26 protein-coding genes and 1 pseudogene are annotated in these 26,587 nt (G+C 62.1%); 16 read left to right on the top strand and 11 right to left on the bottom strand.

Annotated features, from left to right (window positions below):
• Position 1: 1 nt before the first annotated feature.
• The 6 genes from H351_RS19460 to H351_RS19435 are packed head-to-tail and all read left to right on the top strand — an operon-like array spanning position 2 to position 5,799.
• Entirely contained in the window at positions 2–286 is a 285-nt protein-coding gene (locus tag H351_RS19460) for a HypC/HybG/HupF family hydrogenase formation chaperone (protein ID WP_021333538.1), read from the top strand.
• Entirely contained in the window at positions 283–2,571 is a 2,289-nt protein-coding gene (hypF, locus tag H351_RS19455; RefSeq protein WP_029255196.1) for a carbamoyltransferase HypF, read from the top strand. Before H351_RS19460 ends, hypF begins: the two co-directional genes overlap by 4 nt.
• A 16-nt stretch (positions 2,572–2,587) precedes the next feature.
• Positions 2,588–2,887 carry a HypC/HybG/HupF family hydrogenase formation chaperone gene (locus tag H351_RS19450; protein ID WP_020907459.1) on the top strand — a complete coding sequence of 100 codons (300 nt, stop codon included), beginning with the start codon at positions 2,588–2,590 and terminating at the stop codon, positions 2,885–2,887.
• The gene (gene hypD, locus H351_RS19445; protein WP_020907460.1) at positions 2,884–3,996 is read left to right on the top strand and encodes a hydrogenase formation protein HypD; all 1,113 of its coding nucleotides are present in this window, start codon (positions 2,884–2,886) and stop codon (positions 3,994–3,996) included. The genes H351_RS19450 and hypD overlap by 4 nt, the downstream gene beginning before the upstream one ends.
• Positions 3,986–5,056, top strand: coding sequence for a hydrogenase expression/formation protein HypE (hypE, locus tag H351_RS19440; RefSeq protein ID WP_029255197.1), 1,071 nt, complete (start codon positions 3,986–3,988; stop codon positions 5,054–5,056). Before hypD ends, hypE begins: the two co-directional genes overlap by 11 nt.
• Entirely contained in the window at positions 5,056–5,799 is a 744-nt protein-coding gene (locus H351_RS19435; protein ID WP_020969421.1) for a DUF6390 family protein, read from the top strand. Before hypE ends, H351_RS19435 begins: the two co-directional genes overlap by 1 nt.
• Before the next feature lie 46 nt (positions 5,800–5,845).
• Here H351_RS19435 and H351_RS19430 read toward each other — a convergent pair whose 3' ends face one another.
• Positions 5,846–6,253 carry a hypothetical protein gene (locus tag H351_RS19430; protein ID WP_029255198.1) on the bottom strand — a complete coding sequence of 136 codons (408 nt, stop codon included), beginning with the start codon at positions 6,251–6,253 and terminating at the stop codon, positions 5,846–5,848.
• Positions 6,254–6,319: 66 nt separating this feature from the next.
• Here H351_RS19430 and H351_RS19425 point away from each other — a divergent pair.
• Positions 6,320–6,673 (top strand): annotated as a pseudogene (locus H351_RS19425) (VOC family protein); the annotation flags it as partial.
• 240 nt (positions 6,674–6,913) lie between these two features.
• Here H351_RS19425 and H351_RS19420 read toward each other — a convergent pair.
• Both H351_RS19420 and H351_RS19415 read right to left on the bottom strand, forming a co-directional pair.
• Positions 6,914–7,552 carry a PadR family transcriptional regulator gene (locus tag H351_RS19420; RefSeq protein ID WP_020969422.1) on the bottom strand — a complete coding sequence of 213 codons (639 nt, stop codon included), beginning with the start codon at positions 7,550–7,552 and terminating at the stop codon, positions 6,914–6,916.
• A 42-nt stretch (positions 7,553–7,594) separates the two neighbouring features.
• On the bottom strand, positions 7,595–8,920 hold the full coding sequence (locus tag H351_RS19415) for a serine hydrolase domain-containing protein (RefSeq protein ID WP_029255199.1): 1,326 nt from the start codon (positions 8,918–8,920) through the stop codon (positions 7,595–7,597).
• 86 nt (positions 8,921–9,006) lie between these two features.
• On the opposite strand from H351_RS19415, the gene H351_RS19410 reads away from it, so the two are divergent.
• Positions 9,007–10,599 carry a D-alanyl-D-alanine carboxypeptidase/D-alanyl-D-alanine-endopeptidase gene (locus H351_RS19410; RefSeq protein WP_029255200.1) on the top strand — a complete coding sequence of 531 codons (1,593 nt, stop codon included), beginning with the start codon at positions 9,007–9,009 and terminating at the stop codon, positions 10,597–10,599.
• A 132-nt stretch (positions 10,600–10,731) separates the two neighbouring features.
• Positions 10,732–11,394: a GAP family protein gene (locus H351_RS19405; RefSeq protein ID WP_029255201.1), complete on the top strand. Its 663-nt coding sequence runs from the start codon at positions 10,732–10,734 to the stop codon at positions 11,392–11,394.
• A gap of 51 nt (positions 11,395–11,445) precedes the next feature.
• Here the strand turns inward: H351_RS19405 and H351_RS19400 are convergent, their stop codons facing one another.
• Positions 11,446–12,909 (bottom strand): glycoside hydrolase family 5 protein, encoded by a 1,464-nt coding sequence (locus H351_RS19400; protein WP_029255202.1) that lies wholly within the window; start codon positions 12,907–12,909, stop codon positions 11,446–11,448.
• A gap of 174 nt (positions 12,910–13,083) precedes the next feature.
• Between H351_RS19400 and H351_RS19395 the strand changes: the two genes are divergently transcribed.
• Positions 13,084–14,004, top strand: a complete 921-nt coding sequence (locus H351_RS19395) for an alpha/beta hydrolase (RefSeq protein ID WP_029255203.1) — start codon at positions 13,084–13,086, stop codon at positions 14,002–14,004.
• Between the two features lie 184 nt (positions 14,005–14,188).
• Positions 14,189–15,097, top strand: a complete 909-nt coding sequence (locus H351_RS19390) for a tyrosine-protein phosphatase (RefSeq protein ID WP_020907469.1) — start codon at positions 14,189–14,191, stop codon at positions 15,095–15,097.
• A 187-nt stretch (positions 15,098–15,284) separates the two neighbouring features.
• Here H351_RS19390 and H351_RS19385 read toward each other — a convergent pair whose 3' ends face one another.
• Positions 15,285–15,860 (bottom strand): TetR/AcrR family transcriptional regulator, encoded by a 576-nt coding sequence (locus H351_RS19385; protein ID WP_029255204.1) that lies wholly within the window; start codon positions 15,858–15,860, stop codon positions 15,285–15,287.
• A 106-nt stretch (positions 15,861–15,966) separates the two neighbouring features.
• Here H351_RS19385 and H351_RS19380 point away from each other — a divergent pair, with 106 nt between their 5' ends.
• Positions 15,967–17,148: a GDSL-type esterase/lipase family protein gene (locus H351_RS19380; protein WP_029255205.1), complete on the top strand. Its 1,182-nt coding sequence runs from the start codon at positions 15,967–15,969 to the stop codon at positions 17,146–17,148.
• A 31-nt stretch (positions 17,149–17,179) separates the two neighbouring features.
• Here H351_RS19380 and H351_RS19375 read toward each other — a convergent pair whose 3' ends face one another.
• Positions 17,180–17,668, bottom strand: coding sequence for a nitroreductase family deazaflavin-dependent oxidoreductase (locus H351_RS19375; protein WP_019748134.1), 489 nt, complete (start codon positions 17,666–17,668; stop codon positions 17,180–17,182).
• Positions 17,669–17,837: 169 nt separating this feature from the next.
• Here H351_RS19375 and H351_RS19370 point away from each other — a divergent pair, with 169 nt between their 5' ends.
• The gene (locus H351_RS19370; RefSeq protein WP_029255207.1) at positions 17,838–18,344 is read left to right on the top strand and encodes a VOC family protein; all 507 of its coding nucleotides are present in this window, start codon (positions 17,838–17,840) and stop codon (positions 18,342–18,344) included.
• 52 nt (positions 18,345–18,396) lie between these two features.
• Entirely contained in the window at positions 18,397–19,227 is an 831-nt protein-coding gene (locus tag H351_RS19365) for a MerR family transcriptional regulator (RefSeq protein WP_051636585.1), read from the top strand.
• A 19-nt stretch (positions 19,228–19,246) separates the two neighbouring features.
• On the opposite strand, the gene H351_RS32120 is transcribed toward H351_RS19365, so the two are convergent.
• Positions 19,247–19,420 carry a hypothetical protein gene (locus H351_RS32120; RefSeq protein WP_153211278.1) on the bottom strand — a complete coding sequence of 58 codons (174 nt, stop codon included), beginning with the start codon at positions 19,418–19,420 and terminating at the stop codon, positions 19,247–19,249.
• Between the two features lie 245 nt (positions 19,421–19,665).
• Here H351_RS32120 and H351_RS19360 point away from each other — a divergent pair, with 245 nt between their 5' ends.
• Positions 19,666–20,715 carry a lipoate-protein ligase LplAB gene (locus H351_RS19360; protein WP_029255209.1) on the top strand — a complete coding sequence of 350 codons (1,050 nt, stop codon included), beginning with the start codon at positions 19,666–19,668 and terminating at the stop codon, positions 20,713–20,715.
• 62 nt (positions 20,716–20,777) lie between these two features.
• On the opposite strand, the gene H351_RS19355 is transcribed toward H351_RS19360, so the two are convergent.
• Together H351_RS19355 and H351_RS19350 are read right to left on the bottom strand one after the other, a co-directional pair.
• Positions 20,778–21,941: a DUF7802 domain-containing protein gene (locus H351_RS19355; protein WP_020907476.1), complete on the bottom strand. Its 1,164-nt coding sequence runs from the start codon at positions 21,939–21,941 to the stop codon at positions 20,778–20,780.
• Positions 21,941–22,885, bottom strand: coding sequence for a metal-dependent hydrolase (locus H351_RS19350; RefSeq protein ID WP_029255210.1), 945 nt, complete (start codon positions 22,883–22,885; stop codon positions 21,941–21,943). Before H351_RS19350 ends, H351_RS19355 begins: the two co-directional genes overlap by 1 nt.
• Before the next feature lie 226 nt (positions 22,886–23,111).
• On the opposite strand from H351_RS19350, the gene H351_RS19345 reads away from it, so the two are divergent.
• Positions 23,112–23,768 (top strand): TetR/AcrR family transcriptional regulator, encoded by a 657-nt coding sequence (locus H351_RS19345; protein ID WP_029255211.1) that lies wholly within the window; start codon positions 23,112–23,114, stop codon positions 23,766–23,768.
• Here H351_RS19345 and H351_RS19340 read toward each other — a convergent pair.
• Positions 23,734–24,468 (bottom strand): energy-coupling factor transporter transmembrane component T family protein, encoded by a 735-nt coding sequence (locus H351_RS19340; RefSeq protein ID WP_020907480.1) that lies wholly within the window; start codon positions 24,466–24,468, stop codon positions 23,734–23,736. The genes H351_RS19345 and H351_RS19340 overlap by 35 nt on opposite strands.
• Positions 24,465–26,504 (bottom strand): ATP-binding cassette domain-containing protein, encoded by a 2,040-nt coding sequence (locus H351_RS19335; protein WP_019748143.1) that lies wholly within the window; start codon positions 26,502–26,504, stop codon positions 24,465–24,467. The genes H351_RS19340 and H351_RS19335 overlap by 4 nt, the downstream gene beginning before the upstream one ends.
• Positions 26,505–26,587 lie beyond the last annotated feature (83 nt).

Below are 26,587 nucleotides of genomic sequence, written 5' to 3'. Positions count from 1 at the left end.
CATGTGTCTGGGGATTCCGGGACGGGTACGCGAACTACTGGACGGATACGGCGGTCAACTCGCCCTCGTCGACGTGGAAGGTGCACCGCGCAAGGTCAACATCGGGATGCTCGACGAAGGCACCGTCACGGCAGGTGACTGGGTGGTGATCCACATGGGCTTTGCAGTCGAGAAGGTCGACGAACAGGGAGCACAGCGCGCCCGGGCCGGCCTCGAACTGATGGGCCGTGGTCAAGACGGTGAGATCGACGAGTCCGATACTCGTACCGGCGAGGTCGGGACATGATGGTCGCCAGCCGTGTCATCGTTCGTGGCGTAGTCCAGGGTGTGGGATTCCGGCCGTTCGTTCACGCGACTGCGACCGAACTGGGACTGTCGGGTTCGGTGGGAAATTCTGCTCTCGGGGTCGTGATCGACATCGAAGGCGACGGAGAGGCAATCGATGCGTTTGTCGCTCGGGTGCGAAACCGCCCCCCACCGCTGGCACGAGTGGAGTCGATAGAGCGCGAGGACTCGCCGCCGCTAGGTCGTCAGGGGTTTTGCATCATCGAGACGGATGCGGGGGCGGTCGGGCGAACCTTGGCGCCGGCCGATGTCGGGATCTGCGACGACTGCCTGCGGGAGCTGACTGATCCGAGCGATCGGCGATTTCGTCATCCCTTCATCACCTGCACCAATTGTGGTCCACGATTCACGATCATCGAGTCGATGCCCTACGACCGGGCCGCTACGACGATGAAGCGGTTCCCGTTGTGCGCGAACTGTGCGGCAGAGTACGTGGATCCCTCCGACCGCCGGTTTCATGCGCAACCGATTGCCTGCCCGGAGTGCGGTCCAACGCTTTCGTTCGTGGAAGGCGACGCGCCCGCGGTGACCGGCGAGGGCGCACTGCTACGAGCCCGATCGCTGCTACGAGACGGGAAGATTCTTGCTGTCAAGGGAATTGGAGGATTCCACTTGGCCTGCGATGCGCGTGATGATCGCGTGGTTCACGAATTGCGTGAACGCAAGCATCGACCGAGCAAGCCGTTGGCGGTGATGGTGCGCGATGTGAGAGAAGCCAGAGCGCTGGGTGTGGTCGGGGATGCCGAGGCTGATGCCATGTCCTCGCGCGAGCGTCCCATAGTGTTGGTTGCCAAAGCGTCTGGATACGCGCTGTCTCCCTCGATTGCCCCAGGCGTTCCGGACATCGGAATCATGCTGGCCTACAACCCGATTCAGCATCTCCTGCTCGGGTTGGCGGGAGACGCTGCGGGCCCGGCGGCGTTGGTGATGACGTCGGCGAACATCGGTGGCGAGCCAATTCTGTACTCCGACGACGATCTCGAACGGGTGGGTGACCTGGCCGACGGGGTGTTGACCCACAACCGTCCGATCTTGATGCCGTGTGACGACTCGGTGATGCGAATAGTCGGCAGTGGACGACAGTTGCTTCGTCGCTCGCGCGGATATGCACCGCTGCCCGTTGCGGCGCCGTTCGATCTACCGCCCACCTTGGCGGTCGGGGCCGATCTGAAGAACACCTTCTGTCTTGCCGAGGGTGCGTATGTCTGGCCGAGTCAGCACATCGGAGACATGGGCGACCTCGCTGTCCTCGACAGTTTTGCTGCATCGGAGAGTCACTTCGAGTCGATCACCGGAGTAGTGCCGCACCAGATTGCCTGTGACGAGCATCCTCGGTATCGCTCGTCCTCGTGGGCTCGCAGTCGTAGTGGCGACCGACCGGTGCGCGTCGTCGGGCATCACCACGCACATGTGGCTTCCGTGATGGGGGAGAACGGCCGGGACGGGAGCGAACCGGTTCTCGGAATAGCGTTCGACGGCACCGGCTACGGGGCGGACGGCGCAGTGTGGGGAGGGGAATTGCTGCTGGCGACGTACAAGGGTTATCGCCGTCTCGCGAATCTGGGATACGTACCGCTGCCAGGGGGCGATGCCGGAGTGGAACGACCGTACCGAATGGCGCTCGCCCACCTCTGGCATGCCGGGTTGGACTGGGAATCCGACCTCGCGCCGGTGGCGGCCTGTCCGCCACGAGAGCAGTCGGTCCTACTTCACCAGTTGGAAACCGGTTTCGGGTGTGTGGACACCTCGAGCATGGGGCGGTTGTTCGACGCAGTCTCCTCGCTGACCGGGGTTCGTCAGAGCGTCGACTACGAAGCGCAGGCCGCCATCGAACTGGAGGGCATTTCGAGGGGAGTCGACTGCGCCCCGTCGCGGTACACCTTCGACTGGGTGCAGTCGGACGACGATTCATGGACAGCTGATCCACGGTCGGTCATTCGGGCCGTTGTCCGTGATCTCCGGGCGAAGGTGCCCGCCGACGTGATCGGCGCGCGCTTCCACGAATCCGTCGCGCACCTCGTACTCGAGTGGGCAATCCGTGGCCGGGAACTGGCGGGAGTGGACGAGGTAGTTCTCACCGGAGGCGTGTTTCAGAACCCTCTCCTGCTCGTCCGGGCGTGTGCCCTGCTCGGAGAAGCCGGATTCACGCCGTTGACAGGACTGCAGTTACCACCGAACGACGGTGGTCTCGCCTACGGCCAAGTGCTGGTCGGGAGTTCGTCATGAGGTCAGGAGTTGTGCCATGTGCCTAGCCGTACCAGGACGTATCGAGTCCTTGGAGGAACGCGACGGAACGACGATGTCGGTGGTGAACTTCGGTGGCGTCCGAAAAGAAGTGTGCCTCGAATACATTCCGGGCGCCCGAGTCGGCGAGTACGTCGTGGTGCACGTCGGATTCGCGATCCAACGACTCGACGAGGAATCCGCACGCAGCACGCTGGCGGAATTCGAACACCTCGGCGTACTCGAAGAGGAATTCGGTGACGGGTTCGCCAGGGCTGCCCGGGCCGCCGGGATCGAACCGAAGGAGACGGAATCATGAAGTATCTGGACGAGTTCTCCGATCCGGAACTGGCCGGCAAACTGCTGGATCAGATCCGCGCGCTGGCCACGCGCCGATGGGCGATCATGGAAGTGTGTGGTGGTCAGACACATTCGATCATCAGGCACGGCATCGATCAACTACTCCCAGAGCAGATCGAGATGATTCACGGACCTGGTTGCCCGGTCTGCGTCACGCCGCTCGAGATCATCGACAAAGCTCTCGAAATCGCGGCAAAGCCCGATGTCATTTTCTGTTCATTCGGGGACATGTTGCGAGTTCCGGGGAGTTCGTCGGATCTGTTCCGGATCAAGAGCGCCGGCGGCGACGTTCGCGTGGTGTACTCACCGTTGGATGCACTGACTATTGCCAAGGAGAATCCGGACCGGCAAGTGGTGTTCTTCGGGATCGGATTCGAGACCACAGCGCCGGCCAACGCCATGACCGTCTATCAGGCCAATCGCCTGGGTATCAAGAACTTCTCGCTGCTCGTCTCGCACGTTCTGGTCCCGCCGGCAATGGCCGCGATAATGGACTCGCCAGAGTGCCGCGTGCAGGCATTTCTGGCGGCCGGGCATGTGTGCAGTGTGATGGGAACGTCGGAGTACCCGGCCCTCGCCGAGAAGTACAGGGTCCCGATCGTCGTCACCGGATTCGAGCCGCTGGATCTGCTCGAGGGCATCAGAAAGACGGTGCTGCAATTGGAATCGGGTCGACACGAGGTCGAAAATGCCTACGCCCGTGCCGTCACCGCCCAGGGCAACACCGCAGCGAAAGCGATGCTCGAGGATGTGTTCGCGGTGTCGGACCGGACGTGGCGCGGCATCGGATCGATTCCGGACAGTGGTTGGCAGCTGGCACCGAAGTATGCGTATTTTGATGCGGAAGAACGTTTTTCGGTGACCGATATCCACACCGACGAGTCGAGTGTCTGCCGGTCCGGTGAAGTATTGCAAGGCTTGATCAAGCCACACGAGTGCAGTGCCTTCGGGAAGGAATGCACTCCGCGGAATCCACTCGGTGCCACGATGGTGTCGTCCGAGGGGGCGTGCGCTGCGTACTACCTGTACCGACGCCTGGAACTGCAGGAGGCGGGTCATGCCGGCTGAGGAGACCGCTGTCGTGGACCTGTCGGCATGGGTGTGCCCACTGCCGCTGCGTGATTCGCCGAACATCGTCATGGGACACGGCGGTGGGGGAGCGATGTCCGCCGAGCTCATCGAGCATCTGTTCCTGCCCTCGTTCGGAAGCGCTGCCGATGCCGAGCTCGGCGACTCGGCTGTATTCGACATCGGCGGGGTGCGGCTCGCCTTCTCAACGGACTCGTACGTCGTGAAACCCATGGTGTTTCCCGGCGGAACGATCGGCGATCTTGCGGTCAACGGAACGGTGAACGACCTGGCGATGGCGGGAGCACAACCCTTGGTGATGTCGACGGCATTCATCCTCGAAGAAGGGACCGCGTTGACCGACATCGCAGGGATCGCGAAGGCGCTCGGGCGGGCTGCGCACGTTGCCGGCGTTCGACTGGTGACGGGTGACACCAAAGTTGTCGATGCCGGTCACGGCGACGGAGTCTTCATCAACACCGCGGGAATCGGGATTGTCGCCGACGGGGTGGACATCAACCCCACTCGCGCACAAGAGGGTGACGTCGTGATCGTCAGCGGCGACATCGGTGTTCACGGGGTGGCCGTGATGAGTTGTCGCGAAGGTCTCGAATTCGGGACCGAGGTGCGCAGTGATTGCGCGTCGCTCAACAGCGTGGTCGCCGACATGATTGCCACCGGCGTCGACATCCATGTCTTGCGCGACCCTACCCGGGGCGGAGTTGCCGCCACCCTCAACGAGATCGCTCAAGCGTCGAACATCGGTGTTGCGCTGGTGGAACGAGATCTGCCGATTCCCGCTGACGTGCGCGACGCCTGTGGGCTACTCGGTTTGGATCCTTTGTACGTCGCCAACGAGGGTAAGTTGATCGCCTTCGTTCCGCGAGAAGACTCCGACCGAATTCTGGAAGCGATGCGCGGTAATCCGCTGAGTGCGGGAGCTGCCGTGATCGGGGAGTGCGTGGCCGAACATCGCGGAATGGTGGTGGCGCGTACGGGATTGGGAGGCAATCGGGTAGTGGATTTGCCGGCAGGTGAACAACTTCCGCGGATCTGCTGATGACTGCCGTCGGTATGAACGGGCCGGCATTGTTTGCCCGCTACGCGTATCCGCCGAACGAGTTGGGTTACTGCGGACCCGACGATCCTTCAGTGCTGCTTCGTCTGGCCAGCGGCAACTCGGGCAGCGGCGACCGTGATCGCGCTCGTCAATTCGACGGTGCGTGGCCGTACCTCGAGGCATTGGCCGCAAGTGCGGGCATCGACGATCCTCTCGATCCGCGAGTGATCGAAGCCTATTGGGTAGGAGGTGATCTCCTCGACTCGCTTGATTCGGGGGCGTTGTTGCAGCACTTGAGGGCGGCATTCGGTGAACGCGAGAACACCGGGTTTCTCCCTGCCCTCGGGGATCGGGACCGCGCGCTCGCGCACCACAGTTTTCACGTATTTCTGGTGTATCCGTGGGTCAAGCTTCTTCGGAAGCGCGGTGCGGTCCCACTGTCCGTCCTCCAGAACTGCCGGATCAGATGGGGAGTGGTCGAGGACGTGAGTGAGGAGCACGCGTTGGTGGTTTCGTCCCCGCTCGAGTTCGACGGTGAGCAACTCGTACGCGGCACGCCGGTGACGCAGCGAGTGCGATGGAGCGTTGACGGCCGCTCACTCGCACCGACGCCCGTCCAGGGCGCCTTGGTGACGATGCACTGGGATTGGCTGTGTGACAACATCACGTCAGAGCAATCACGGGCATTGGATGCCGCGGAAGACTCGGCATTGCGGATCGCGACCCGGATGCTGTCGACGTGACAGGCCCTGTCAGAGCAGGGACCACTGTCTGGAGGATACGCAGGTGTCAGGGCACGAAAAAGGTTCCGAGGCCCGGTGTTCCGATCGCCTGGGGATCGACGTATGCGACGACCTGACCCGAGCCCGGACGAATGGTGACGGGTTGTGCATCCAGTGTCGGAAATGATGCGGATCCGTACGCTCCGGTTCCGAGACTGAGCCAGTGGACGACCGCGGAGTGGGGGTTTCCGTCTCCGGGTGCGCGTCGCACGTGCAGCACGGCGACGCCAGGTTCTTCGCCGACGATCGCTGCAAGGTGGGGAGTGGGCAAGTCGACGAGCGGGACGTAAGGGTCGACCTGGAACGGAACCGTGCTCGGCGCCGCTGCCGCGGTACCCGGCATCATCACGCCGGAGATCGCAAGGGCCGCAAAGACCGCGGCACCGGTACGTGCAAAAGCGTTGAGTGCAGTCATACGATTCGACGCTAGTCGCTTGACCGGCGATTCGGTGCCGTTTCGCGTTTCAATCGGTGACGGGGTGACGTCGACGCCACCGCCCAGTGGTACGCGAAGGTACGCGGAATGACGATCGAGATAATCGGCCCCACGGCACGCACTGCAGTGAAGTTCGGAGATCAGAAGATCAATCCGAGGCCTCTCGGATCGGCGGAGCAAGACCCGGCCTGGACCACCGGCGCCGTCGAGACGGCAGGTTCCGAGGATTTGTGCTTCATCACTCTTGCGTCACCCGGAACTGTCCGTGAGCACCTGGAGAACTGTGGGGTCGAGGTGCTCGACGGGCCGGTGACCAAACTGGGTGCCCTCGGCGAGATGGTCTCGCACTATTGTCGCGACCCCGACGGAAGCCTCATCGAGATCGCCGTCTACCCGTGAACCAACCACTCCGAGGAGAAATTACTCCAGATTCAATGTCGTTCAGTGCTGCCTCCGCCGGCTGTCGACATCTTTCCCGGCCGTGCACTTGGAATTCTCGTTCGTCACCGGACTTTGCGGGTCCCGCTTCTCTGATCGTCGCCCGCGGTCCGCGTCCGTCGGACTGTTCTCTTCCAGATCGCTGATCGAACTGGTTTCGAGAAGGTGTCGGACCGACGTCCGATGGCTTTCGAGGGGGATCTAGCTACTTCCATCGTCTATCGAGTGAGCGAGGGTGGAGACGGTGCGCTTTCGGTGGGTTGTTGCCGGTTGCACTGTGTCGGGCCAGTCAGCAGTTTCTTCCAGCGCCCAGTCGGCCCATTCTGCGATGTGGTTGAAGTGGCCGATCATGAACCGGTTGGCCAGTGCCATCAGATGATTCTGCTGGGGGAGTGTGCCGGCTTCGGGGGCCGAAATCCGTTGTGCGTGTGAGACGAACAGACTTCTGGACCGAGTTGCCTGTTCGCGCATGGTGGTCAGGTTGGTCCGCAGGTCGGCAATCGTGCCTTGGTTGGCGAAGATCACGCGGATCATGCCTTCGAACTGCAAGGCGGGGGGTGTGGCCTGGGTGGCGAGCCAGTCACTCAGCGCTGTGCGACCTTCGTCGGTGATGGAGTAGACCGTGCGCGAGCGCTGAGTGCCTTTCGTTACCGTGCTCGCCGTGACCAGACCGCGTTCAAGCAGGATCTTGGGGGCGTTGTATCGCTGTCGGTCGGCGCTGGGCCACAACTCGGCGACCCCGCGTCCGACCTGTTCGGCGATCTCGTATGCCGACCAGTCCTTGACCGTCAGCAGTCCCAGGATCATGTACGAGGTAGGTGTGAGATCACGCTGAGCCACATGGCTCCCTTCGTTCCGCGGTTACATCCGAGCCTACAAGTGCTACTTCCCTTCACCGTTTGCATCCTCGGTGTCGGCGATGTCGTCGGATGTGTCCTGAGCGGGCTTGCCGTAGATGAAGGGGACGAGCGCTGCAGCGACGGCAGAGGCCGGGGCGAAACCATCGGCCGTGGGTGCCAGATTTCCCCACACCACCAAGGTCACGTCGTTGACCGGGTCGTACCCCATGAACGAGTTGTAGCCGGGCAGTTCGCCGATGTGGCCGTACATCGGACCCATTTGAGCGATACCGTATCCGTATCCTGCGGATCCTTCGCCATCTGTGGGTTGCACACTGTTCAAACGCAACTCTTGTGTGGCGGGACTCAGGAGCGAACCGGTTCCCAGAGCTTTGACCCATGTCGCCATGTCGTTTGCAGTCGAAATTCCCTGACCTGCAGACCATGTCCACGAGGGATTGTGCCTAGTGGTGTTGGTCGGTTTTTCGGTGCCTGCGGCGATCGCGTCGAGGCGAGATTGTGGGAGAGCCTCTTTGCCTTCGCCGAGCGTTTCGACGTTGCCACTGTAGGTGTAGCCGTCTGCAAACGGAGTCGGGATGCTGGTGTCGGTGTTCGCAGGAAACGACGTCCCTGCCAGTGCGAGTGGCCCGAAGAATCGGTCCGCGAAGATCTGCTGAATCGGCTTGCCGTCCAACTGCTCGGCGATCAAGCCGAGGAGAACGGTATTGGTGTTGGAGTAGTGATAACCGGTGTCGGGCGCGAAATACGGCGGCTGGCTCAGCCCCATTGCCAGCAGTTCCTCGGGTGTCCACACCCGCTCCGGCTGCTCGTCGAGCGCCCGGTTGAGTTCGAGGGTTTCGGTGTAGTTGTACAGGCCGCTACGCATGTCGAGCAGGTCGCCGATGGTGATGTTGTCGCCGTTGGGGACATCTGGGCGGAACTTGCTGACCGGATCGGTTACCGCAACCTTGCCTTCGTCGACCAACTGCAGGATGGCCGTACCGGTCCAGGTCTTGGTGTTCGAGCCCACGCGAACCTTGGTGTCCAGAGTGGGAGGCTCGTTCACGCCTTCCCTGACCGAACCCCATGTGTTGACGTACTTCTGCGTCGGCGTCGTGACCATGACCACCATTGCGATCTCACGGAACTCTTCTGCCTTCTCGGAGACGACGGAATCCATTGCGGCGCTGTCGAAAGACAAGACGGCGCCGTCCGCAGACCCGGCGGAGGTCGGCGGGGACGATGAGGGGGACTCGGAATCGGTTGCGGACGAACAGGCTGAGAGCAGCAATGCCGTAGCGATGCAGGCCACAGCCACTTTGCGGGTCTTGACGTTGTGAAAGGACGTCGACTTCCCAAAAGGGTTCATAGAGGGACTTTAAGCGATACTGCACTCTGCATGCTGCACTTTGCAGTAAATTACGACAAATCAGTCATGCATCCTCAGGAGCGTCCATGCCGCACACCACATCAGTTCGCGCCGTCGCTGCGTTGATCAGCGTCGGAGTAGTCCTCACCGCATGTTCGGCGAAGCCGTCGAATTCCGATTCCGCATCGGCTCCGGCGCAACAGGTTCCCGAGGAGGCAGCCCGCATCATGGCCACCGATCCGTACGCCATGGCTCGGTGGTCCTATCTCTTGGTCGACCCCGCCACCGACGAGGTGATTTACAGCAACAATGCTGATAGCTCTATGTTTTTGGCTTCCCAGACCAAACATTTCACCGTCGGCACCGCCTACGACACCCTTGGTGTAGACCACACTGTCACCACCCCCGTTTATGCCACTTCTCTCCCCGTCGAGGGCACCCTTACCGGTGATCTGGTGCTGGTCGGCTCCGGTGACCTCGCGCTCGGTGGGCGCAACGCCGCACAAGGCCGATTCGATTTCGCCACCGACGGCATCGACCACGTCTACGCCGATGCCCTGCCAGGAGCCGTTCTCGCGCCCGGTGATCCGCTGGCAGGCCTGAACGATCTCGCACGACAAGTAGCCGACGCCGGCATCACTCGGGTAAACGGCGACGTTCTGGTGGACCCTCGTCTGTGGGACACATACTCGACAGTCGAAGGCCTGGTCCCGTCGATTTTCGTCAACGACAACCTCGTCGATATCCAGGCGAGTCCGGGTGCGGTAGGTGAGCCCGCCGCCATCGACATGCTTCCCGGCAACGGCCTGTTCCGCGTCGATGCTCAGGTCACCACGGGTGAGGAAGGTAGCGACTCGACTCTGAAGGTTGCGGCCGATCCGTCCGATCCCACCCAGATCAACGTAACCGGGTCGGTACCGGCTGGAAAGACATCACTGACTGTCTATCGCATTACCGACGCGCCGACGTGGGCGCGTCAGCTGTTCGTAGAAGCGCTGCGACGCAATGGCATCGAGGTTGCATCGGTATCTCGTACGAACAGCACGGCTGCCCTGCCTGTCGATCGGACATATTCAGGAAGTCGACAAGTTGCGAGCCTGCAATCGGCACCAATTTCGGAGTCGGGAGGGATGATTCTCGCGACAAGCTACAACACGGGCGCGAACACTTTCTTGTGTCTGTTGGCAGTAGCGACAGGATCGTCGTCGTGCAGCGACGGTCTGCCCAGCGTGCGGGCACTCGCCGAGAAGGCAGGTATTGCAGCATCCGACCTGGTGGTCATGGACGGTCAGGGCGGAGACCCGTCACAATCGACGCCCGCAGCCGTCCTCCAGTGGCTCGACTGGGTGGACCAGCAGCCATGGGCCGATACGTTCTGGGCAGGTCAACCCGTACTCGGTGAGCGAGGCTCGTTGTCGGGCGTGGGAACCGACAGTCCGGCAAAGGGGAAGGTCATCGGTAAGACGGGAACATCCGCCGACGTCGAATCTGACACCGGCAGGTTGATAGTCACTCTTCAAGCGTTGTCGGGTTACATGATCACCCCCGACGATCGCCGACTTCTGTTTGTCGTCGCCGTCAGCGATGCAGTGTTTCCCGACCTGCCTAGGGGCGTGTTCCAAGTCGGGGGAGACGTCGGTGGTGTTGCCGCTGCATTCCAACAAGCACAGACGAATTGACGGGGCGAGACGGAGGTCCGGCGTTCGGGCGCTCATCCCTTTCGAATGAGGCACGAACGATGTAGGCGCACAGAGTGTCAGCATTGGCGCGCAGCGGTATCGACTGCGTCCCGATGAGAAACGAGTTTTGACATGGGTTCCGTTATCGGAGATCTCCTCCCCATAGCTGTCGGTGTCGCCGTGTCTCCGGTAGCCGTCATCGCCACGATCTTGATGTTGCTCTCCAAGCGCGCGGGTAGCACCAGCATCGGGTTCGCGTTGGGTTGTCTGCTCGGAATCTTCATTGCCACAGTTCTTTTCGTCACCCTGTCCAGTGCCCTCAGCACCTCGGACAATGGACCGTCTGCCACGGTATCGTGGATCAAACTCGCTCTCGGTGTCCTCCTGTTGGCCTTCGGGGTCAAGCAGTGGCGAGGGCGCAGCGGCGAACACGAAACACCGAAGTGGATGCAAGCCATCGACGAGATGACCGCGGTCAAGGGGTTGGGCCTAGGATTCGCGCTCGCCGCGATCAACCCGAAGAATCTGCTGATGTGCATCGCGGCGGGAGTGTCGATCGGCTCGGCGTCGCTGGCGACCAGTGGAGTGATCGCCTCTGTCCTTGTCTTCACGATCATCGCCAGTTCAACGGTCGCGATCCCGGTCATCGGATACCTGGTGTCTGCTGATCGTCTGCGCGAGCCGTTGGCCAAGCTCAAGGTCTGGCTCCAAGACAACAACACCACGGTGATGAGCGTGTTGATCTTGGTCGTCGGAGTTGTTCTGATCGGCAAAGGAATCGGCGGAATCTTCTGATAAGCCCTCTTTCACGTGGTGTGAACGCGGACCGCCGAGGTGGGTGTCCTATCAGGCCAAGTTCACCGCGTAGTCGCCATCGGCGTGGCTGATCAGTTGCCAGCCGCCTTCTATCGGGGACAGTCGGACGTCGGAGAGATTCGTGGTCTCGAGCTGTGGCCGGTCGGTGCCGGGGTACCAGGCTTCGACCTGTCCGGTACCCGTCCCGGTAAACCCGTTGCGCGACAACTCCGTCAGTGTGCCGGGCGCTGCTCGCGGATAAGCACGCGAGAGAGGCCCGGCAAATCCCTCTACGAGCCCGAGTGATTCGCCGGAAGGGCAGTCGATGCGATTCAAATTTCCTTGCGGCTGGTGGGTATTGCCGTCTCGAACCGGGTGGGGGTCACCGCACGCTTGTGTCCACGACCACCACGCGCCGCCCATCCGGTAGTTGTCGGTGGCGTCGACGAAGCGGTCGACGTCTGCTCCCTGCTCGCCGGCATCCCCGAACCAACCCCATTCACCCGTCCACAACGGGGCGTCGTACCAGGCGGCAGCGCGGTCGGCGATCTTGAACCCGTCTTCGATTCCGGGGAATTCGCTACTGACTGTTATCGATTCGCTGTAGAGATGTGGCGAGAAGACCACCAGAGGATCGGTCAGGTACTGGCGTGGGGGCAGCGCGTCGAAGCCGAATGCCGACCAGATCGCGCTGGGCTCGAAGAACACGAGGTGCGGAAATCCGCCTGATTCGGCCTGTCTGATGGCGTCGGTGGCCCGCTTGTAGAACTGCCCGATCTGATCAGCGGCGGTGAATGGATCGCGCAGGCCGGGATTCGGTTCGTTCAACAGGTCGTATCCGGCCACCGCCGGTTCGTCTTTGAACTCGGCGGCCAACCGCGCCCACGTAGCCACGAGGCGACTCTGGATTCCTTGCTCGTCGTCGTAAAACGCCTGGAAGGCATGGGCGATCGCCGGTGCGGCTTCCCGGAGTCCAGCGATATTGCAGGTCGTCCATCCGCCGGTCAGGGTTGCCCACTCCGGTGCGCCGTCCCAGCCGACTCCCGGCTCCATGAAAGACGGGCACGACTGGTCGCTCGGGGTGCCGACGTACGGGCCCCATGCGTCCTGATGCATGTCGAGAACGGTGTAGATGCCGTGGTCTTTCGCGTTCTGGACTGCGCCTCGAATCCGGTCGACATACGCAGCGTCGAATGCACCGCGGGTCGGTTCGAGGAGGGACCACGCGACGTTGAGTCGGACAACGTTGAAGCCCAGCGCGGCCATCTGCGCGAAGTCCGTTATTCCCAGCGGCGTAACGGTGGGTAGACCGGTGCCGTTGGTTGCGTAGTCATTGAGACCGTTGGCGTTCACGCCGCGGAGCAACACCGTTCGTCCGTCGACGTCCTTGATCGTTCGATCTGCGACGGTCAGTTGGGGGAGAGTCCAGCCCGGATCCGGAGGTGAAGCGTTTGCCGCCGGGGCTGCAATCTGGATAGCCAGGATTGCAAGGGTGGCAAGCAACAGCGCACGCATCCGTCGACCTTTCTAGACAAACGTCCAATTCAGAGATGAGGGTAGCGTGAGAACGCCTTATTGCGGCGCGATTCGCACATACCCGTCACGTCTTCACTGCCTGGAATGCCCCGGCTCGAGGCTGCTGTACGGGGTGCGAGAATTGTCGACAAGTCGCGACCCGAGGGAGCATTTGTGAAGCTTGCACTGACTGATCTGGTCGAACAACTACCCGGCGACGATGTGGCGATCACCCGAGCGTTCTATGCGCCGCGGCTTGCCGGTGTCGGTCCGAGTTCGCTGCAGGAACTGCTTGTGGCGCGAGCATCCAGGGTGGTTGAGCCCACGGCGACCCGGGCTGTTGAACACACACTCGACATCGAGGGTCGATCCGTTTCAGTGCGCGTAGTCACGCCGAAAGACGGCGTTGTCAACGGGGTCTATCTGTATCTTCCGGGTGGTGGTTTCTACATGAGTTCAGCGGCCAGCGCTGACGCCCGAAGTACGAGACTTGCCGACGCGGTCGGGGTGGCAGTGGTTACCGTCGATTACCGGCTTGCGCCGGAATTCCCTTGGCCGGCAGCGCCGGACGATTGTGAGGCAGTCGCTTTGTGGCTACTTGATGTCGCTGCCGAACGGTTCGGGACGACCAGGCTCGCCATCGGTGGCATGTCGGCGGGAGCAACCTTGGTGACGACGACATTGCTGCGCCTTCGTGATCGAGGTCTGGCCAAGTCGTTTTCGGGTGCCGTGCTGGAAGCGGGCACGTACGACGTCAGTGCGCAGACTCCCGCGGGCCGCACCATCAGCGACGAATACTTCATCGAAGCCTATGTCGGGCATGTCGATGATCGCACTCTCCCGGATATTTCTCCGACATTCGGCGACCTCAGCGGCCTGCCGCCTACCCTCGTGGTGGTCGGGTCAGAAGACGTGGTTCTGGCTGAGAACCTCTCCATGGTGGCGCGGCTGTCGGCGGCCGGTAACGACGTCGACTTGCGTCTCTATCCTGTTGTCCCGCATGGATTTACAAACCATCCAACGCCTGTTGCCCGGCGCGCTGCGCTCGATATGGGTGCTTGGCTTCGGAATCGTCTCGACGCCGAGCCGGCGTGACAAGCACGGGCGCGGTTCAGTGTGCCGAGGGTGTAGGAGTGGCAGGAGCGGGCAATTCGGACACCTGAACAAATGTCCGGTTTCTGGGGCAAAGTCGGGACGAGGAGCGCGCCACCCTTGTAATCTCGCACGTGAGTTTGCGGGGGCGCGGGGTCGTCCAGCACAGCGAGTGAAGAGGACGACGATGACGACTGCTTACACGCGCCGCCGAGGGGCGCATTCTTTCGGAATCGCCCTCACTGCGCTGTTTACCGTGGTGGCGGCCTTGACTGGCCCCGCACTCGCCTCCGCCTCGAGCGGCGACCCGCAATCGGGTTCGAGCCAGTTCGGATCGTCCGGGGAGCAACCGCCGCTGCCGGAGATCCCACCGCCGTCCGCGGCCGAGATCAGGCTCGACGAGGCGCGGAACTTCCGCGACATCGGCGGCTATCGGACTACCGACGGCAGGACCGTCCGGACAGGCCTGGTGTTCCGTTCCAACAAGCTCAGCTCGCTCAATGAGACTGATCTGGCCAAACTCACCGCCGCGAACCTGACCCTCGACGTCGATCTGCGTAACACCTCCGAACGAGCGGAGGATCCCGATCGGATCCCCGCCGGGGTCACCTACCAGGTCGCCGACGTCGTCAGCATCGACCATGGCATCGCGTTCCACGAGTTCGTTCCCCTGACCCTCGGTCGCGCGTTGATCGACGGCGCGGTCAACGGAACCTCGAACATCGGCCAGAGCATCGGCTACCCGTTCATGGTCAACTACCGTGGCTCCGATGTCGCCTTCCATGATCTGCTGACGGCGATCGCGAACAACTCCGACGGCGCAACCGTCTACCACTGCAGCGCAGGGAAGGACCGCACCGGTTGGGGTACCGCGATCCTGCTGACCATCCTCGGTGTCCCGCGTGAGGTCATCAGTGCCGACTTCATGGCGTCGAACACGTACCTGGGCCGGGACGACGCGGTGGACCTGTCGTGGCTCGATGCGGCGTACGCCCAGGTGGACCGACTCTACGGTGGTATGGATACTTACGTACGGGAGGGCCTCGGCGTCGACCAGGGCACTATCGACTCTCTGCGTGCCAAGCTTCTCCTCTAAGCGCAGCCCCACACCTCGACTTATTGCCCACTCGGACCCTCTGCTGTTCCAGTGCGACCAATGATTACGGGAACGCGCAATTGTGTGGCGCTGCTCCTGCGGTGGGCTCGAGGTTGCGGTCTCCATCATCAGGCCGCATGCCAACACCAAGTGGCGCAGGAACTTTGCTCACAAGAAGCACGCCCGATCATGCACTCGACGCTGGCCAATTGGTCAGCATCGAATCGAGAGCCTCGAGGATCCTGGACCAGCTTTCGGCGCTGTCCGGTGCACTGTGGCTGAACGATCCACCTAACTCCAGGCTGGCATATCCATGGAAAACGCTGCCTAGCAACCGAACTGCGTGAGTCTGGTCGAGGTCGTTGAGGTTGTATCCGCGCAGAATCGATCGCATCATCTGCGAGTGTCTGAAGCCCGCGCTCGCTGCTGCGTCCTCCGGGGTGAGGCGCATCTGTGACGCGGCGTACCGGCCGGGGTGTGCCTTCGCGTAGTCGCGATAGACGTTCGCGAAGGCGGTCAAAGCGTCGCGGCCGGACCGACCGGCCACGGCGTCGGCAGCCTGGTCGGCCATCTCCTCCAAAGCGAGCAACGCGATTCTGGTTTTGAGGTCGTTCGAACTTTTCACGTGGGAGTACAGGCTTGCGACCTTGACGTCGAACTGCCTGGCGACTGCCGATACGGTCACGTGCTCGAAGCCGACCTCGTCGGCCAATTCCGCGCCCGCCATCGCGAGGCGGTCGGCTGTGAGTCCTGCGCGAGGCATGTCAATCGGTCCTGTTCGTTGGGAGGGTAAACCACTTGCCTAAAGAGTATAGGCAAATTACTATCAGCAGTAGCAAACTTCCGTAAACGATTTTCAGGTGAATGAAATGCACAGCCAGAGCAGCTGGATTACTACCGAAATTTCCGAGGACATCGTGCGCGGAGCCCTCGAAATCGAACGGACCGAACGCGGTGTGCTGACGCACCGCCTACCTGCCACGGCTCGCACGCAATTCGCTGACGGGCAGATGGCAATGGCGCAATCACAACCGTCCGGAGTGCGGCTAGTATTCCGAACCAGCGCCACGAGCATCGAACTCGATACTCTGCCCACGAAAATGATCTACACCGGCGCTCCGCCGAGGCCGCAAGGGGTGTACGACCTGCTCGTCGACGGCGAACTGGCCGGGCAAGCAAGCGCTACGGGCGGCAATACGGTGACGATCGACATGGCTACCGGTACCGCTCAGAGGCAGTCCGGACCTGTCAGTATCATCCGTTTCGCGGAGCTGCCCGCGCGATCCAAGACCGTCGAGATCTGGTTGCCACACAACGAGACCACCGAACTTGTCGCATTGCGAACCGACGCGCCACTCGAACTCGCGGTTGATACGAAGCGCCGCGTGTGGCTCCATCACGGAAGCTCGATCAGTCAAGGATCCGGCGCTGAAAGTCCCTCCGGCACTTGGCCTGCTCTTGCAGCCTCCGTCGGCGGCGTGGATCTGATCAACCTCGGGTTCAGTGGCAGTGCTCTGCTGGACCAGTACACCGCCCGCGCGATGCGCGACACTTCTGCTGACCTGATCAGCATCAAGATGGGCATCAATCTGGTCAACTCCGACGTGATGCGCCTACGGGCCTTCACATCTGCAATGCACGGCTTCCTCGACACGGTTCGCGACGGTCATCCAGTGGCGCCGCTGTTGGTCGTTTCGCCCGTCTATTGCCCGATCCACGAGGACACACCGGGGCCTGGTGCCTTCGACTTCGACGCTCTTGCCAGAGGCGAAATGCGATTCGTTGCCACCGGAGATCCCGCCGAGCGGGCATCCGGGAAGCTGACGCTGCGCTCGATTCGGGAAGAGTTGGCGCGCATCGTAACCCAGCGGTCAGTCGATGATCCCAATCTGCATTACGTCGACGGGTGTGATCTCTACGGTGCCGCGGAGAACGAAGAGTTGCCGCTTCCCGATCAGCTCCATCCGGACGCTGCAACGCATCGTCTCATCGGCGAACGCTTTGCCCAACGTGTATTCGCAGACGGCGATGTATTCGCCGGCGAGGTGTAATCGCGCAATCTGATTCGGCTCACACCACCACTCACATCACGGTGAGCCGAATCAGCGGGTACTTGCGATCGGACTTGCTCTGGTACTTGGCGATTCGGGGCTGGGCGGTGGCCACTTGGTGCCACGCTTGCTCGCGATCGTCGCCTTCGAGTTCGTGAGCTGTGACTGGTACGGGATTTCGGCCGGGCATCTCGATAGACACTCGATCGGGATGCGCCACCACATTCGAGTGCCAGTCCGGGTTTCGACCGCCGCCGCCCGAAGCCACGATCAACAGACCGCCCCTGCCGTCGGACAGGTGCATCAGCGGAGTCTCTCGGGGTTGCCCGCTGCGTCGGCCTACCGTGTGCAGGATGAGGACGTCCATTCCCATGAACGTGCCTTTCCCGCGCCGAATCTTGCGATTCGTGCGGGCGTTCGCGTTCCGCTGCATCCACCGTGACAGTGCGCCGGGACCGCCGGACTTCGGTTCGCTGTGATTCCCGATGGGATCTCTCGGTGTTGGATCCGTCTGTGCCATGGTCGGCTACCTCCAGTTTGTCGGCGTGAGCGTCGTTTCGACAAACCTATGAGGATTGCGGGCTCGGTGCTTCTCGATTTCTGATCACTGTGTTTTCCGGTCACTGTGTTTTCTGATCGGAGTTCACACGATTTGACCCTGACGTAGCGTGAGGGCTCACGATGACTTCATGACCGACACCTACCCTGCATTCGACATCAGCCCCGTCCCTGTCCCTACGACCGATGCCGTGCCTCCGGAACAGTTCCGAGGTCTCTACGGTATGCCGATGTTCGTGTCTGTTCCGACTTCGGATCTGGCCGAATCGGCAGACTTCTGGATCCGCGGGCTCGGTTTCTTCGACTTCTTTTCGGTGCCTGATCGACTGACGCATCTGCGGCGCTGGGCATTTCAAGACGTTCTGCTCGTGCCCGGCGAGCGAGCAGATTCGCCACCGTCCATCAGCGTGAGCTTTGCGTGTGTGCTGAGTCAGATCGACCAGATAGCAAAGGCGTGTGAGGAATTGCGGCCCGGATGCACCAGCGGTCCAGACCTGAAGCCGTGGAATTCACTGGAGTTGGAGATCGTGACACCGGAGAACGCGCGTGTGATCATGACGGCCGCTCGTCCGTACGACCCGAACAGTGCCGAGGCCGAGCATCTGCGAGGTATGGGAATTGACGGACCCGACGACTGAACAGAAGTCTGACGCGGTGGTCTCGCGCACCGCGTCTGTCAAACTGGATGCCGTGACGGATCAACTCTTCGGAGACGAGGCAGACAATGCTCTTACCGTCGGTGCTGCCGCATCTCGGCTGGGCATAACTGTACGTACCCTTCATCATTGGGACGCAATCGGTTTGGTGTGCCCATCCGGGCGCAGTGACGGAGGCTACCGGCTGTACACCGACGCCGACCTCGGCCGAATTGGTCGCGTACTTGTCTACCGCGACGTGGGCTTGTCGCTCGACGAGATCGGGATACTGCTCGAATCGCCGGCAGCCCACGTGGACGAAACACTGCGCGGGCAGCGCGCCGAGTTGCGACAACGGATTGCCGACTTGGAGCAACAGGGCGAGTCCTTGGATCGCATCATCGATGCCAGGAAGTCCGGTGTGCTGTTGCCGGCAGACGAGCAGGTGTCGATCTTCGGCCGACACTGGCAGCCGTCATGGGGACCGGAGGCGCACGAGCGTTGGGGTGACAGTGCGCAGTGGGCGCAGCACGCGGAACGGTCGGCAGGTAGGACCGCTGAGGATTGGCAGAAGATCGCCGACTGCGTCGAGGCGCTCAACGAAGATCTGGCGTTGGCGTGCCGTGCGGGTGTCGAACCGGGAAGCGCCGAGGCGAATTCGCTGGCAGAACGCCACCGAGCGTCGATCGGGGTCTACTTCGACTGCACACACTCGATGCAGGTGTGTCTGGGACGGATGTACGTGGCCGATCCGGGATTCTCCGAGTTCTACGACGCGCTGTTCTACGAGACGGTCGAGACCGGTCTGACCGCGTGGCTCCGCGCTGTCATCGATGCGAACGCTCTGGCCCATGGAGTTGTCCCCGAATCGGCGACATGGGTGTGAGTGAGCTGGTGGTCGCTCGTCAGTCCAAAGACGCGCAGGCAGTGCACCACGGTCGGCCGTCGACCCCGGGGGCACGATGGGGTACTGCGATGCGCGCGGCCAAAATGCAGCTTTCGTTGTCGTGATAGACGTCGAGATCCGAAGGAACCGTCGAGTGGAACGCCGGGACCTTCATGTCTACCTCCGTTGTCACTCGCCAGAGAGTTGGCTCGTTGCGGTAATCCTCCCACCCCAGCGATCATCTCGCCTGTCGGAAGAAGCAGGTGTCAAGGCGGGGGCCGACACGTGCTGTCCTCGCCGCGCGATCATGGAGCCGCACAGCGGTTTACAGGTGTGAGAGCCTGATCACCCTTCCGGCCGAACCGATGCGCACTGCGCGCGCGGTGTGATCTTCGACGGCGCTCACCGCAGAGAATCGCACAGGGATAGGCTGGACGAATGCGTGGAGAGTACAAGGTTCCTGGTGGAAAACTGGTCGCGGTCGACGTCGACGTGGCGGACGGTCGGCTGGCCGAAGTCGCAGTCTCGGGGGACTTCTTCCTCGAGCCCGACAGCGCGCTCGACGACATCAACGCAGCGTTGCGGGGAATGCCAGCCGACTCGGATGCAGAACAGTTGGCACAAGCCATCTCCAGTGCGCTCGACGAGTCCGTCTCGATGATCGGCTTCACGCCGCAGTCGGTCGGTATTGCGATCCGGCGCGCACTCGGTCACGCCACGAGTTGGGCGGATCACACGTTCGACCTCATCCCACCGGTGGTTCTGGACCCAGCGATGCACGTCGCGCTGGACGAGGTGATCGCGCGTGAGGTGGCATCGGGTGAGCGTCCGCCGACACTGCGATTCTGGGACTGGGACTCGCCCTTGGTCGTGATCGGATCGTTCCAGTCCGTGCGTAACGAGGTCGACTCCGAGGCTGCCGCGCGGCACGGCATCGGCGTGGTGCGCAGAATCTCCGGTGGCGGCGCGATGTTCATGGAACCTGGCAACTGCATCACGTACTCGTTGGCAGTACCGGCGTCGTTGGTCGAAGGTTTGAGTTTCGAGCAGTCCTACGCGTTTCTCGATCAGTGGGTGATGGGAGCGCTGGCCGAGGTGGGTATCAACGCTCGGTACGTGCCGCTCAACGACATCGCCTCGGACAAGGGCAAGATAGCCGGCGCCGCTCAGAAGCGATTCGCGTCCGGCACCGTGCTCCATCACGTGACCATGGCCTACGACATCGATGCGGAGAAGATGACGCAGGTGCTGCGAATCGGGCGAGAGAAGATGTCGGACAAGGGAACCAAGAGCGCAGCCAAGCGGGTCGATCCGCTGCGTTCTCAAACCGGAATGACGCGTGCAGCGATCCTGGAGTCGTTTGCGCAGCACTTCCGCGGCCAGTACGACACCCGTGACAGCGACTACACGGACTCGGAGTTGGAGCAGGCGCGCAAGCTGGTGGACACGAAGTTCAGCACCGAAGCGTGGACTCACCGCGTCCCGTGACGCCGTTGTCTCGAGACACCGACAAACCGGGGCGAGACCCCAGAGGTCTCGCCCCGGTCGACCTAGCTGGCCGGAGTCGTTGAGTTTGCCCCGAGAAGTTCAGCGTCGTCGTCGACGACGGAGTTCCTCTTCGGAATGGTGAAAGTTGCGCTCACACACAGGATTGCGATGACGAAGCACGCCAGCGTGTACCAGAGGTTCCCGACTGGATCTCCAGCGCTGGTGGAACCGTCGACTGCGTCGAAGAAGTCCGGAAGCGCACTCGCCCACAGTACGGCCATGACAACCAGGTACACGACGCTGTAAATCTGGACGAACCTGTTGGTGTGTGCAGGAGCGTTCGATTCTGCCGAGCGCAGGTTTCTCCACTGGCGGACGAGAACCACGATCGCGACCACTGTGAGGACGGCGAGTTCCGCCGCATAGAGGAACCCACGAACGGTGTCACTGCCCATCCCGAAGACCGTCGCCGGGAGCGGGAGAATGAACGTACCCAGCGAGGCCAGCAGGCCGATCACGATGGTGCGCCAAACCAACTGAAGCCCGGAGAAGTGCTTGCCGGCATCGACATGCCGTCCGACGAAGTACTGGACGCAGAATGCCAACGACATCGGCCACAACGCGGCGAAGACGACCACGCTGGGGAGTGGAACCGCGTCGAACATGGGTTGGTTGATCGGGTTCGACGTCGACCACTCCCACCACCGCAACTGGGGTCCGAGGTGATCGAAGATTTCGTAGAATGCATGGTGGACGAAGCCGACGCAGACTGCGCCCAGCAGTGGACCGTATTTGCGGAAAACGCCGAGCATTCTGACTATTTCGAAGGCCAACGTCGCCATGAGCGGGTAGATGGCAATGATGTACAGCGGCAGTCGACCCCACATGAAGTCGACGGTGAACACGTTGTGCGCGAACATCGTGTCCACTTGTTCTTCGATGCCGAAGGCTGCCGGGAAGTACAGCGGAGGCTCGATGATGAACAGGTAGGCGGTGGCGCCGAACCAAAGGACCAGGTTGGTGGGGTCGCCGTTGCGGCGCAGTCGCACGATCGCCAAGACCAGTGCGAGTACCGAGCCGACGATGATCGTCCATTCGAGTACGGGCAGGGTCCAGTTCTCGAGGGCCGCCGGGTTACGGAACTCGACGAGTCCACCTGCTTCCTGACAGGAGAAACCGAGTTCTGTTGCCAGTTGGGCAAACGTGGGGGAGCAGTGCTCTGCCATCAGTTGGCCCCTGACGTGATCGACTCTTGTGCCTGAGATTCAGCGGTGTACCAGCGTGTGCAGTCGTAGCCGTCGTCGTAACGCTTGAACCACTGGTCGGCCAGTGCGGGGAGCTTCTCGTGGTCCGGGTTGTGATTGGGCATCTGGCTGCGGAAGACACCGCCGAGCGCGACGAGTTGTTCGCCGAGTTGTAGGTGATCGAAGGCGCGGGGCATGGTGCCCTTGGTCAGGTAGGGCGCAAACGACGTCAGAATCTTCTGCTTGGTGCGGTGCATGGCGAACATCGACAGTGAGTCGACTTGCCGTTCGGAGAGTGGAACGTGCTGGTTGAACCCTGCACAGGCGATGCGAATCACCTTCATGACGTGCGCGAAGATCGACGGCGCCATTCGCATCCGGTAAAGCTCGCTTCCGACAACGGAATTGAAGATGATCAGTGCCGAGCTGCGATGCTCGACCTCCTCGACGAAGTGCCAGATGAACAGTGACGCGACGCGGTCGTCTCCCGGACGGAACAAGGTCGCCTCGTTGTCGAGCATCAGTTTGAACACCGGTGTGAAGGTCGCCTCCAGATCTGCGGTGTACGCGAGCCGGTAGTTCAACGAGGTCGCCTCGGTGAGCAGATCGAATTCACCGATCACGGCGTCGAGTGTGTTCTGCAGTCCGGGGTATCGCCTGATCAGAGCTTTCACATGTTGGCGGTGGGCGGTCGAGTGGTGGCCTTCTTGACGCATGAATGCCACGGCTTCCTCGGCGACCTCCGGATCGCTGATCCGCGACTTGGTTTGCATGATCATCTTCACGATCATTTTCTCGAAACCGATGGCCAGGAACGAGACCGCGTTGGACATGCTCGACCAGGCCGGATTCTCCGGGTTCCACAGGAAGGGAACGTCATGATCCTCGAATCCGAAATCCATCTTTCGGGGCTGAAGGTTGGTCACTTGTCGAACCTCGTCTTTCGGAGGGGCTGGTCAGGTGGCCGCTCTGGCACTCGAAGCCACGTGTGGCGGTAATCATACATATTGGTGTGCAGTTGTATGTTCACTTTTCGATGACGAACGTGAATTCGAGGAACGCAGATGCAAAACCTGCCTGTGTTAGCCTGTGGCTCTTGGACTTCGAGCGCAAAGACATGGTTCGAGCCTCGTTCGAGCGAGGAAGTGGGCAGTGGCACGAAGGCGTGGGTGGGGCGGCAATCCACCGGTCAACGACGAAGATGCGTCTCGTCGAATTGTCGAGGCCGCGGTCGAGCTGATCGGTCGGACGAGTTCGGAAATCAGCATCGGCGACGTCGCGGAGTCACTGGGCGTGATCCGGCAGACCGTGTATCGATACTTCCCCAGCGCCGACGCTCTGATGCGGGCAGCGGCGATCGCGTCGGTCGACGGCTACCTCGATCGACTCACCACACACGTGAGCGGCATCGAAGATCCCGTCGAGGCGATGACCGAGGGTGTTCTCTACACACTGACTCAGGTCCACCGAACACCGCATCTCGGCATCCTTCTCACAAGCACGAATACGAGTCTGCACCCGGAGGGTCTGACCTCTCAGGAGGCGCAAGCCTTCGGAATGGCGATGATCAACCGCTTCGACGTGGACTGGGTGCATTACGGCTACGACGACGCGTCACTTCAGGAACTGGTCGAATACGTCCTGCGGACGATGCAGTCGTTTTTCCTCGCGCCTGGCGACCCACCGCGGAGCGATGAGGAACTGCGGCGATACCTACGGCGCTGGATGGGTTCTGCGATCATCGCCCAGGCAAATTCTGTCAGCGATGACCCGATCAGCGCAGAACTATCGTCAAAGCAACGGCACTGACGCACGCGGCGATGACGACGGTCAGCGCGAACAGGTCGGCGAGCTGAGGGCGCTTGGGGTACGCCGCAATCAGTCCAGTGCCCCCGCGAGCGGAGATTGCTTCGCCCATTTCGGCAGACCGCCGAATTGCCACGGACATGGTTGTGGTGATCAGGTCGACTATCGAATTGTCGGCCGCGCTGTTCACCACAGCTTTCGGGCGCAGTCGTCGCGCCGCTACCAGGGTGAGCATCTCGTCGATCAACAGCGGAAGTGAACGAATGCAGAGGGCGGTCGCGATGGCCCACTCGTCGACCGGGATCTTGAATATTCGCAGCGGTCTACCGAGCGTTGCCAGTGCCGGCGCCACGTCACTCATCGACGTGGTCCACGCCAACATCAGTGAGACGCAGAGCAATACAAGACCGAACGTCACAGCTTGCAGGTAGATGAACACCGCGTCGATGCCGATCGGAAGGTTGATCAACGCGCCGAGCAGGATCAGCGCCCACAACCACCACGGAGGCCGGGGAACTGCAGTCGGGGGGATGCGTCCGATCACCGCGGTCAGCAACAACAATCCCAGTACGACGCCGATCGCCGGCCAGGACGGCGCGGCCACGACCACGATGCTGACGAGAACGACGGCAACGATCTTCGTTCCGGCCCACAATCGGTGGATCGGCGATGAAGTCGGGACTTCGCGCAGAAGTGTTGTCACGTCGTCGATCCTTCCAAGGCGCTGCTGGCGGCAGGGTCGAGGATGCGACCCTGCGACAGTCGAATTGTTCTGCTGCAGACGGCATCCATGCCGTCGACATCGTGGGAGATGACGACTACTGCGGTTCCGTTCCGACGAATCCACCTGAGTACGTTCAGGATTTCGTGTCGGCCGGGTGGATCGAGACCGGCCAATGGTTCGTCGAGGATGAGTACGCGGGGTTGGCGGACGAGGAGACCGGCCAGTACGACGCGTCGCATCTGTCCGCCGCTCAACTCGTCGATACTGCGGCCGGCGATGTGACGGTCGAGTCCGACGGCGTCGAGCGCCCAGGAGACTTGCACCGATCCGATCTCCGGACCGCCGGCGGCCTCGATGTCTTCGGCGACGGTTCGGCGTTGCAGCTGCAGCCTCGAGTGTTGGAACGTCAGACCGACAGTGCCGAGCTGACGCGAGACGGGTTTGCCGTCGAAGACCGCGGTTCCCCGGCTCGGTGCGATCAAGCCCGCCATGATCCAGGCCAGGGTCGATTTACCGGAACCGTTGCCGCCCAGGACCAGTAGCCCGTCCCCGTCTCCGATGGTCAGATTCACGTCCGAGAGTGCGCGCCGCGACCACGGAGTCCGGTCGTTGTAGGTGTGGGTGACATCGGTGAGTTGGAGGACAGTTCGAGTGCCGGCCGGCCACGGCGCAGACGGCGGACCCGCGAACGTCGACGTCATCCAACCGGGTTGGTGATCGATCTGCCGTCCGCGTTGTAGTTGAATCACCCGATCTGCGTTGCGGGTGTCGGCGTGGTGATGGGTGACCAGCACCACGGCCATCGGATGGCGCCGGGGCAGTTCGGCGAGGAGCGAGACCAATTCCTCCCGGCCGGCCTGATCGACCATCGCGGTGGCTTCGTCCGCGATCAGCAGAGCGGGGCGACGAGCCAGAGCGGCAGCAACCGCCAGACGTTGCATCTCGCCGCCGGACAGCCCTGAGGTCTCGCGCATGCCCATGCCCGCGAGTCCCACCTCGGCCAGCAGTGCATCGACGTCGGGATGCGACTCGGGCGGAAGCCCCCAGACGACGTCATCGGCGACGCGGGTTCCGAGGATCTGGCTCTCGGGACGTTGGAGGACGACGGCGGTTCCGCCGTGTCGACCGAGACCGGCGGACCCGGGCCTCGTCAGGGTCCCGACGGTCGGTGCGCGACCGGCGAGCAACCGGGTGAGTGTGGACTTGCCCGAGCCGTTGTGGCCGACGACGGTGACGAACTCTCCTCGTCGGACCGTGAAGTTGACGTCGACGAGCGCCGGCGTCGATGCACTCGGATAGGTGAAGCCCACGTGATCGAAAGTGACCGGTAGCGGGTCGATCGGACGGTCGTCGGGAGCTGTCTGGAGCGGGTCGGCCGAGGGGAGTGCGGCCAATCGATCGAGGACGGCACCGAGGACAAAATAGGAGACGACGGTGCTGAGGACGATTCCGGAGCTGATCGACAGGCCGATCCACAACCACCAGTAGTCGATGATCGAGCCGATGCTGTTCTCGATCCATTCGGCTGCGCCGACCAGCGTCGGGGCACGCTTCAAGATTGCGGCCACGCCCAGCGCGGTGTTCTCCAGCGAGGTCAACAACAAGGTGCGCAGGGGCGCGAGAACAAGCAACAGGACTATGGAGAACAACGCCAGCGCGGGTCCGATGACAAGCGACGACAGCAACGCGGAGATGAAGCCGAGACCGCGCCGCTTGACCGTACCGATGATTCCGCCGAGGAGAGCGCTCAGCGCGACCGCCGCCGCAGATCCCGAACCCGCTGCGACGAAAGCGACCGCAGTAGCCGAGACACCGGCCGTCATCACGGCGCGGACTCGAAAGCGCTGGGCAACAATTCCCATCGGAACGGCGGCCACGAGGTTGAGGGCGCTGGCCATGGGGATGACCGTGGCAATGACGGACAACGCGACCGTGAATCCGGCCATGACGGCACCCGTTGCCAACTCGAGTGGTCGAAGGTTGCCGGTTTCGCGGACTTGCGGACGGTTGCTCACTACGTCCAGTGTGCCAGTGGTGACATAACTCCCGCCCGACTGATGGTGAGCGCATCGGCACGATTGCGTAGGCTTCACCTCAA

The organism is Rhodococcus erythropolis R138, assembly GCF_000696675.2.
Taxonomy (GTDB): domain Bacteria; phylum Actinomycetota; class Actinomycetes; order Mycobacteriales; family Mycobacteriaceae; genus Rhodococcus_F; species Rhodococcus_F erythropolis.
Note: the sequence above shows the minus strand (reverse complement) of the source record. Positions and strands in the feature narration are given on the sequence as shown.

Bases quoted from the DNA above. Each gene is read 5' to 3' on its own strand.
- H351_RS19460 (WP_021333538.1), top strand. From the start codon at position 2: ATGTGTCTGGGGATTCCGGGACGGGTACGCGAACTACTGGACGGATAC.
- hypF (WP_029255196.1), top strand. From the start codon at position 283: ATGATGGTCGCCAGCCGTGTCATCGTTCGTGGCGTAGTCCAGGGTGTG.
- H351_RS19450 (WP_020907459.1), top strand. From the start codon at position 2,588: ATGTGCCTAGCCGTACCAGGACGTATCGAGTCCTTGGAGGAACGCGAC.
- hypD (WP_020907460.1), top strand. From the start codon at position 2,884: ATGAAGTATCTGGACGAGTTCTCCGATCCGGAACTGGCCGGCAAACTG.
- hypE (WP_029255197.1), top strand. From the start codon at position 3,986: ATGCCGGCTGAGGAGACCGCTGTCGTGGACCTGTCGGCATGGGTGTGC.
- H351_RS19435 (WP_020969421.1), top strand. From the start codon at position 5,056: ATGACTGCCGTCGGTATGAACGGGCCGGCATTGTTTGCCCGCTACGCG.
- H351_RS19430 (WP_029255198.1), bottom strand. From the start codon at position 6,253: ATGACTGCACTCAACGCTTTTGCACGTACCGGTGCCGCGGTCTTTGCG.
- H351_RS19415 (WP_029255199.1), bottom strand. From the start codon at position 8,920: ATGAACCCTTTTGGGAAGTCGACGTCCTTTCACAACGTCAAGACCCGC.
- H351_RS19410 (WP_029255200.1), top strand. From the start codon at position 9,007: ATGCCGCACACCACATCAGTTCGCGCCGTCGCTGCGTTGATCAGCGTC.
- H351_RS19405 (WP_029255201.1), top strand. From the start codon at position 10,732: ATGGGTTCCGTTATCGGAGATCTCCTCCCCATAGCTGTCGGTGTCGCC.
- H351_RS19400 (WP_029255202.1), bottom strand. From the start codon at position 12,909: ATGCGTGCGCTGTTGCTTGCCACCCTTGCAATCCTGGCTATCCAGATT.
- H351_RS19390 (WP_020907469.1), top strand. From the start codon at position 14,189: ATGACGACTGCTTACACGCGCCGCCGAGGGGCGCATTCTTTCGGAATC.
- H351_RS19385 (WP_029255204.1), bottom strand. From the start codon at position 15,860: ATGCCTCGCGCAGGACTCACAGCCGACCGCCTCGCGATGGCGGGCGCG.
- H351_RS19380 (WP_029255205.1), top strand. From the start codon at position 15,967: ATGCACAGCCAGAGCAGCTGGATTACTACCGAAATTTCCGAGGACATC.
- H351_RS19375 (WP_019748134.1), bottom strand. From the start codon at position 17,668: ATGGCACAGACGGATCCAACACCGAGAGATCCCATCGGGAATCACAGC.
- H351_RS19370 (WP_029255207.1), top strand. From the start codon at position 17,838: ATGACCGACACCTACCCTGCATTCGACATCAGCCCCGTCCCTGTCCCT.
- H351_RS19360 (WP_029255209.1), top strand. From the start codon at position 19,666: ATGCGTGGAGAGTACAAGGTTCCTGGTGGAAAACTGGTCGCGGTCGAC.
- H351_RS19355 (WP_020907476.1), bottom strand. From the start codon at position 21,941: ATGGCAGAGCACTGCTCCCCCACGTTTGCCCAACTGGCAACAGAACTC.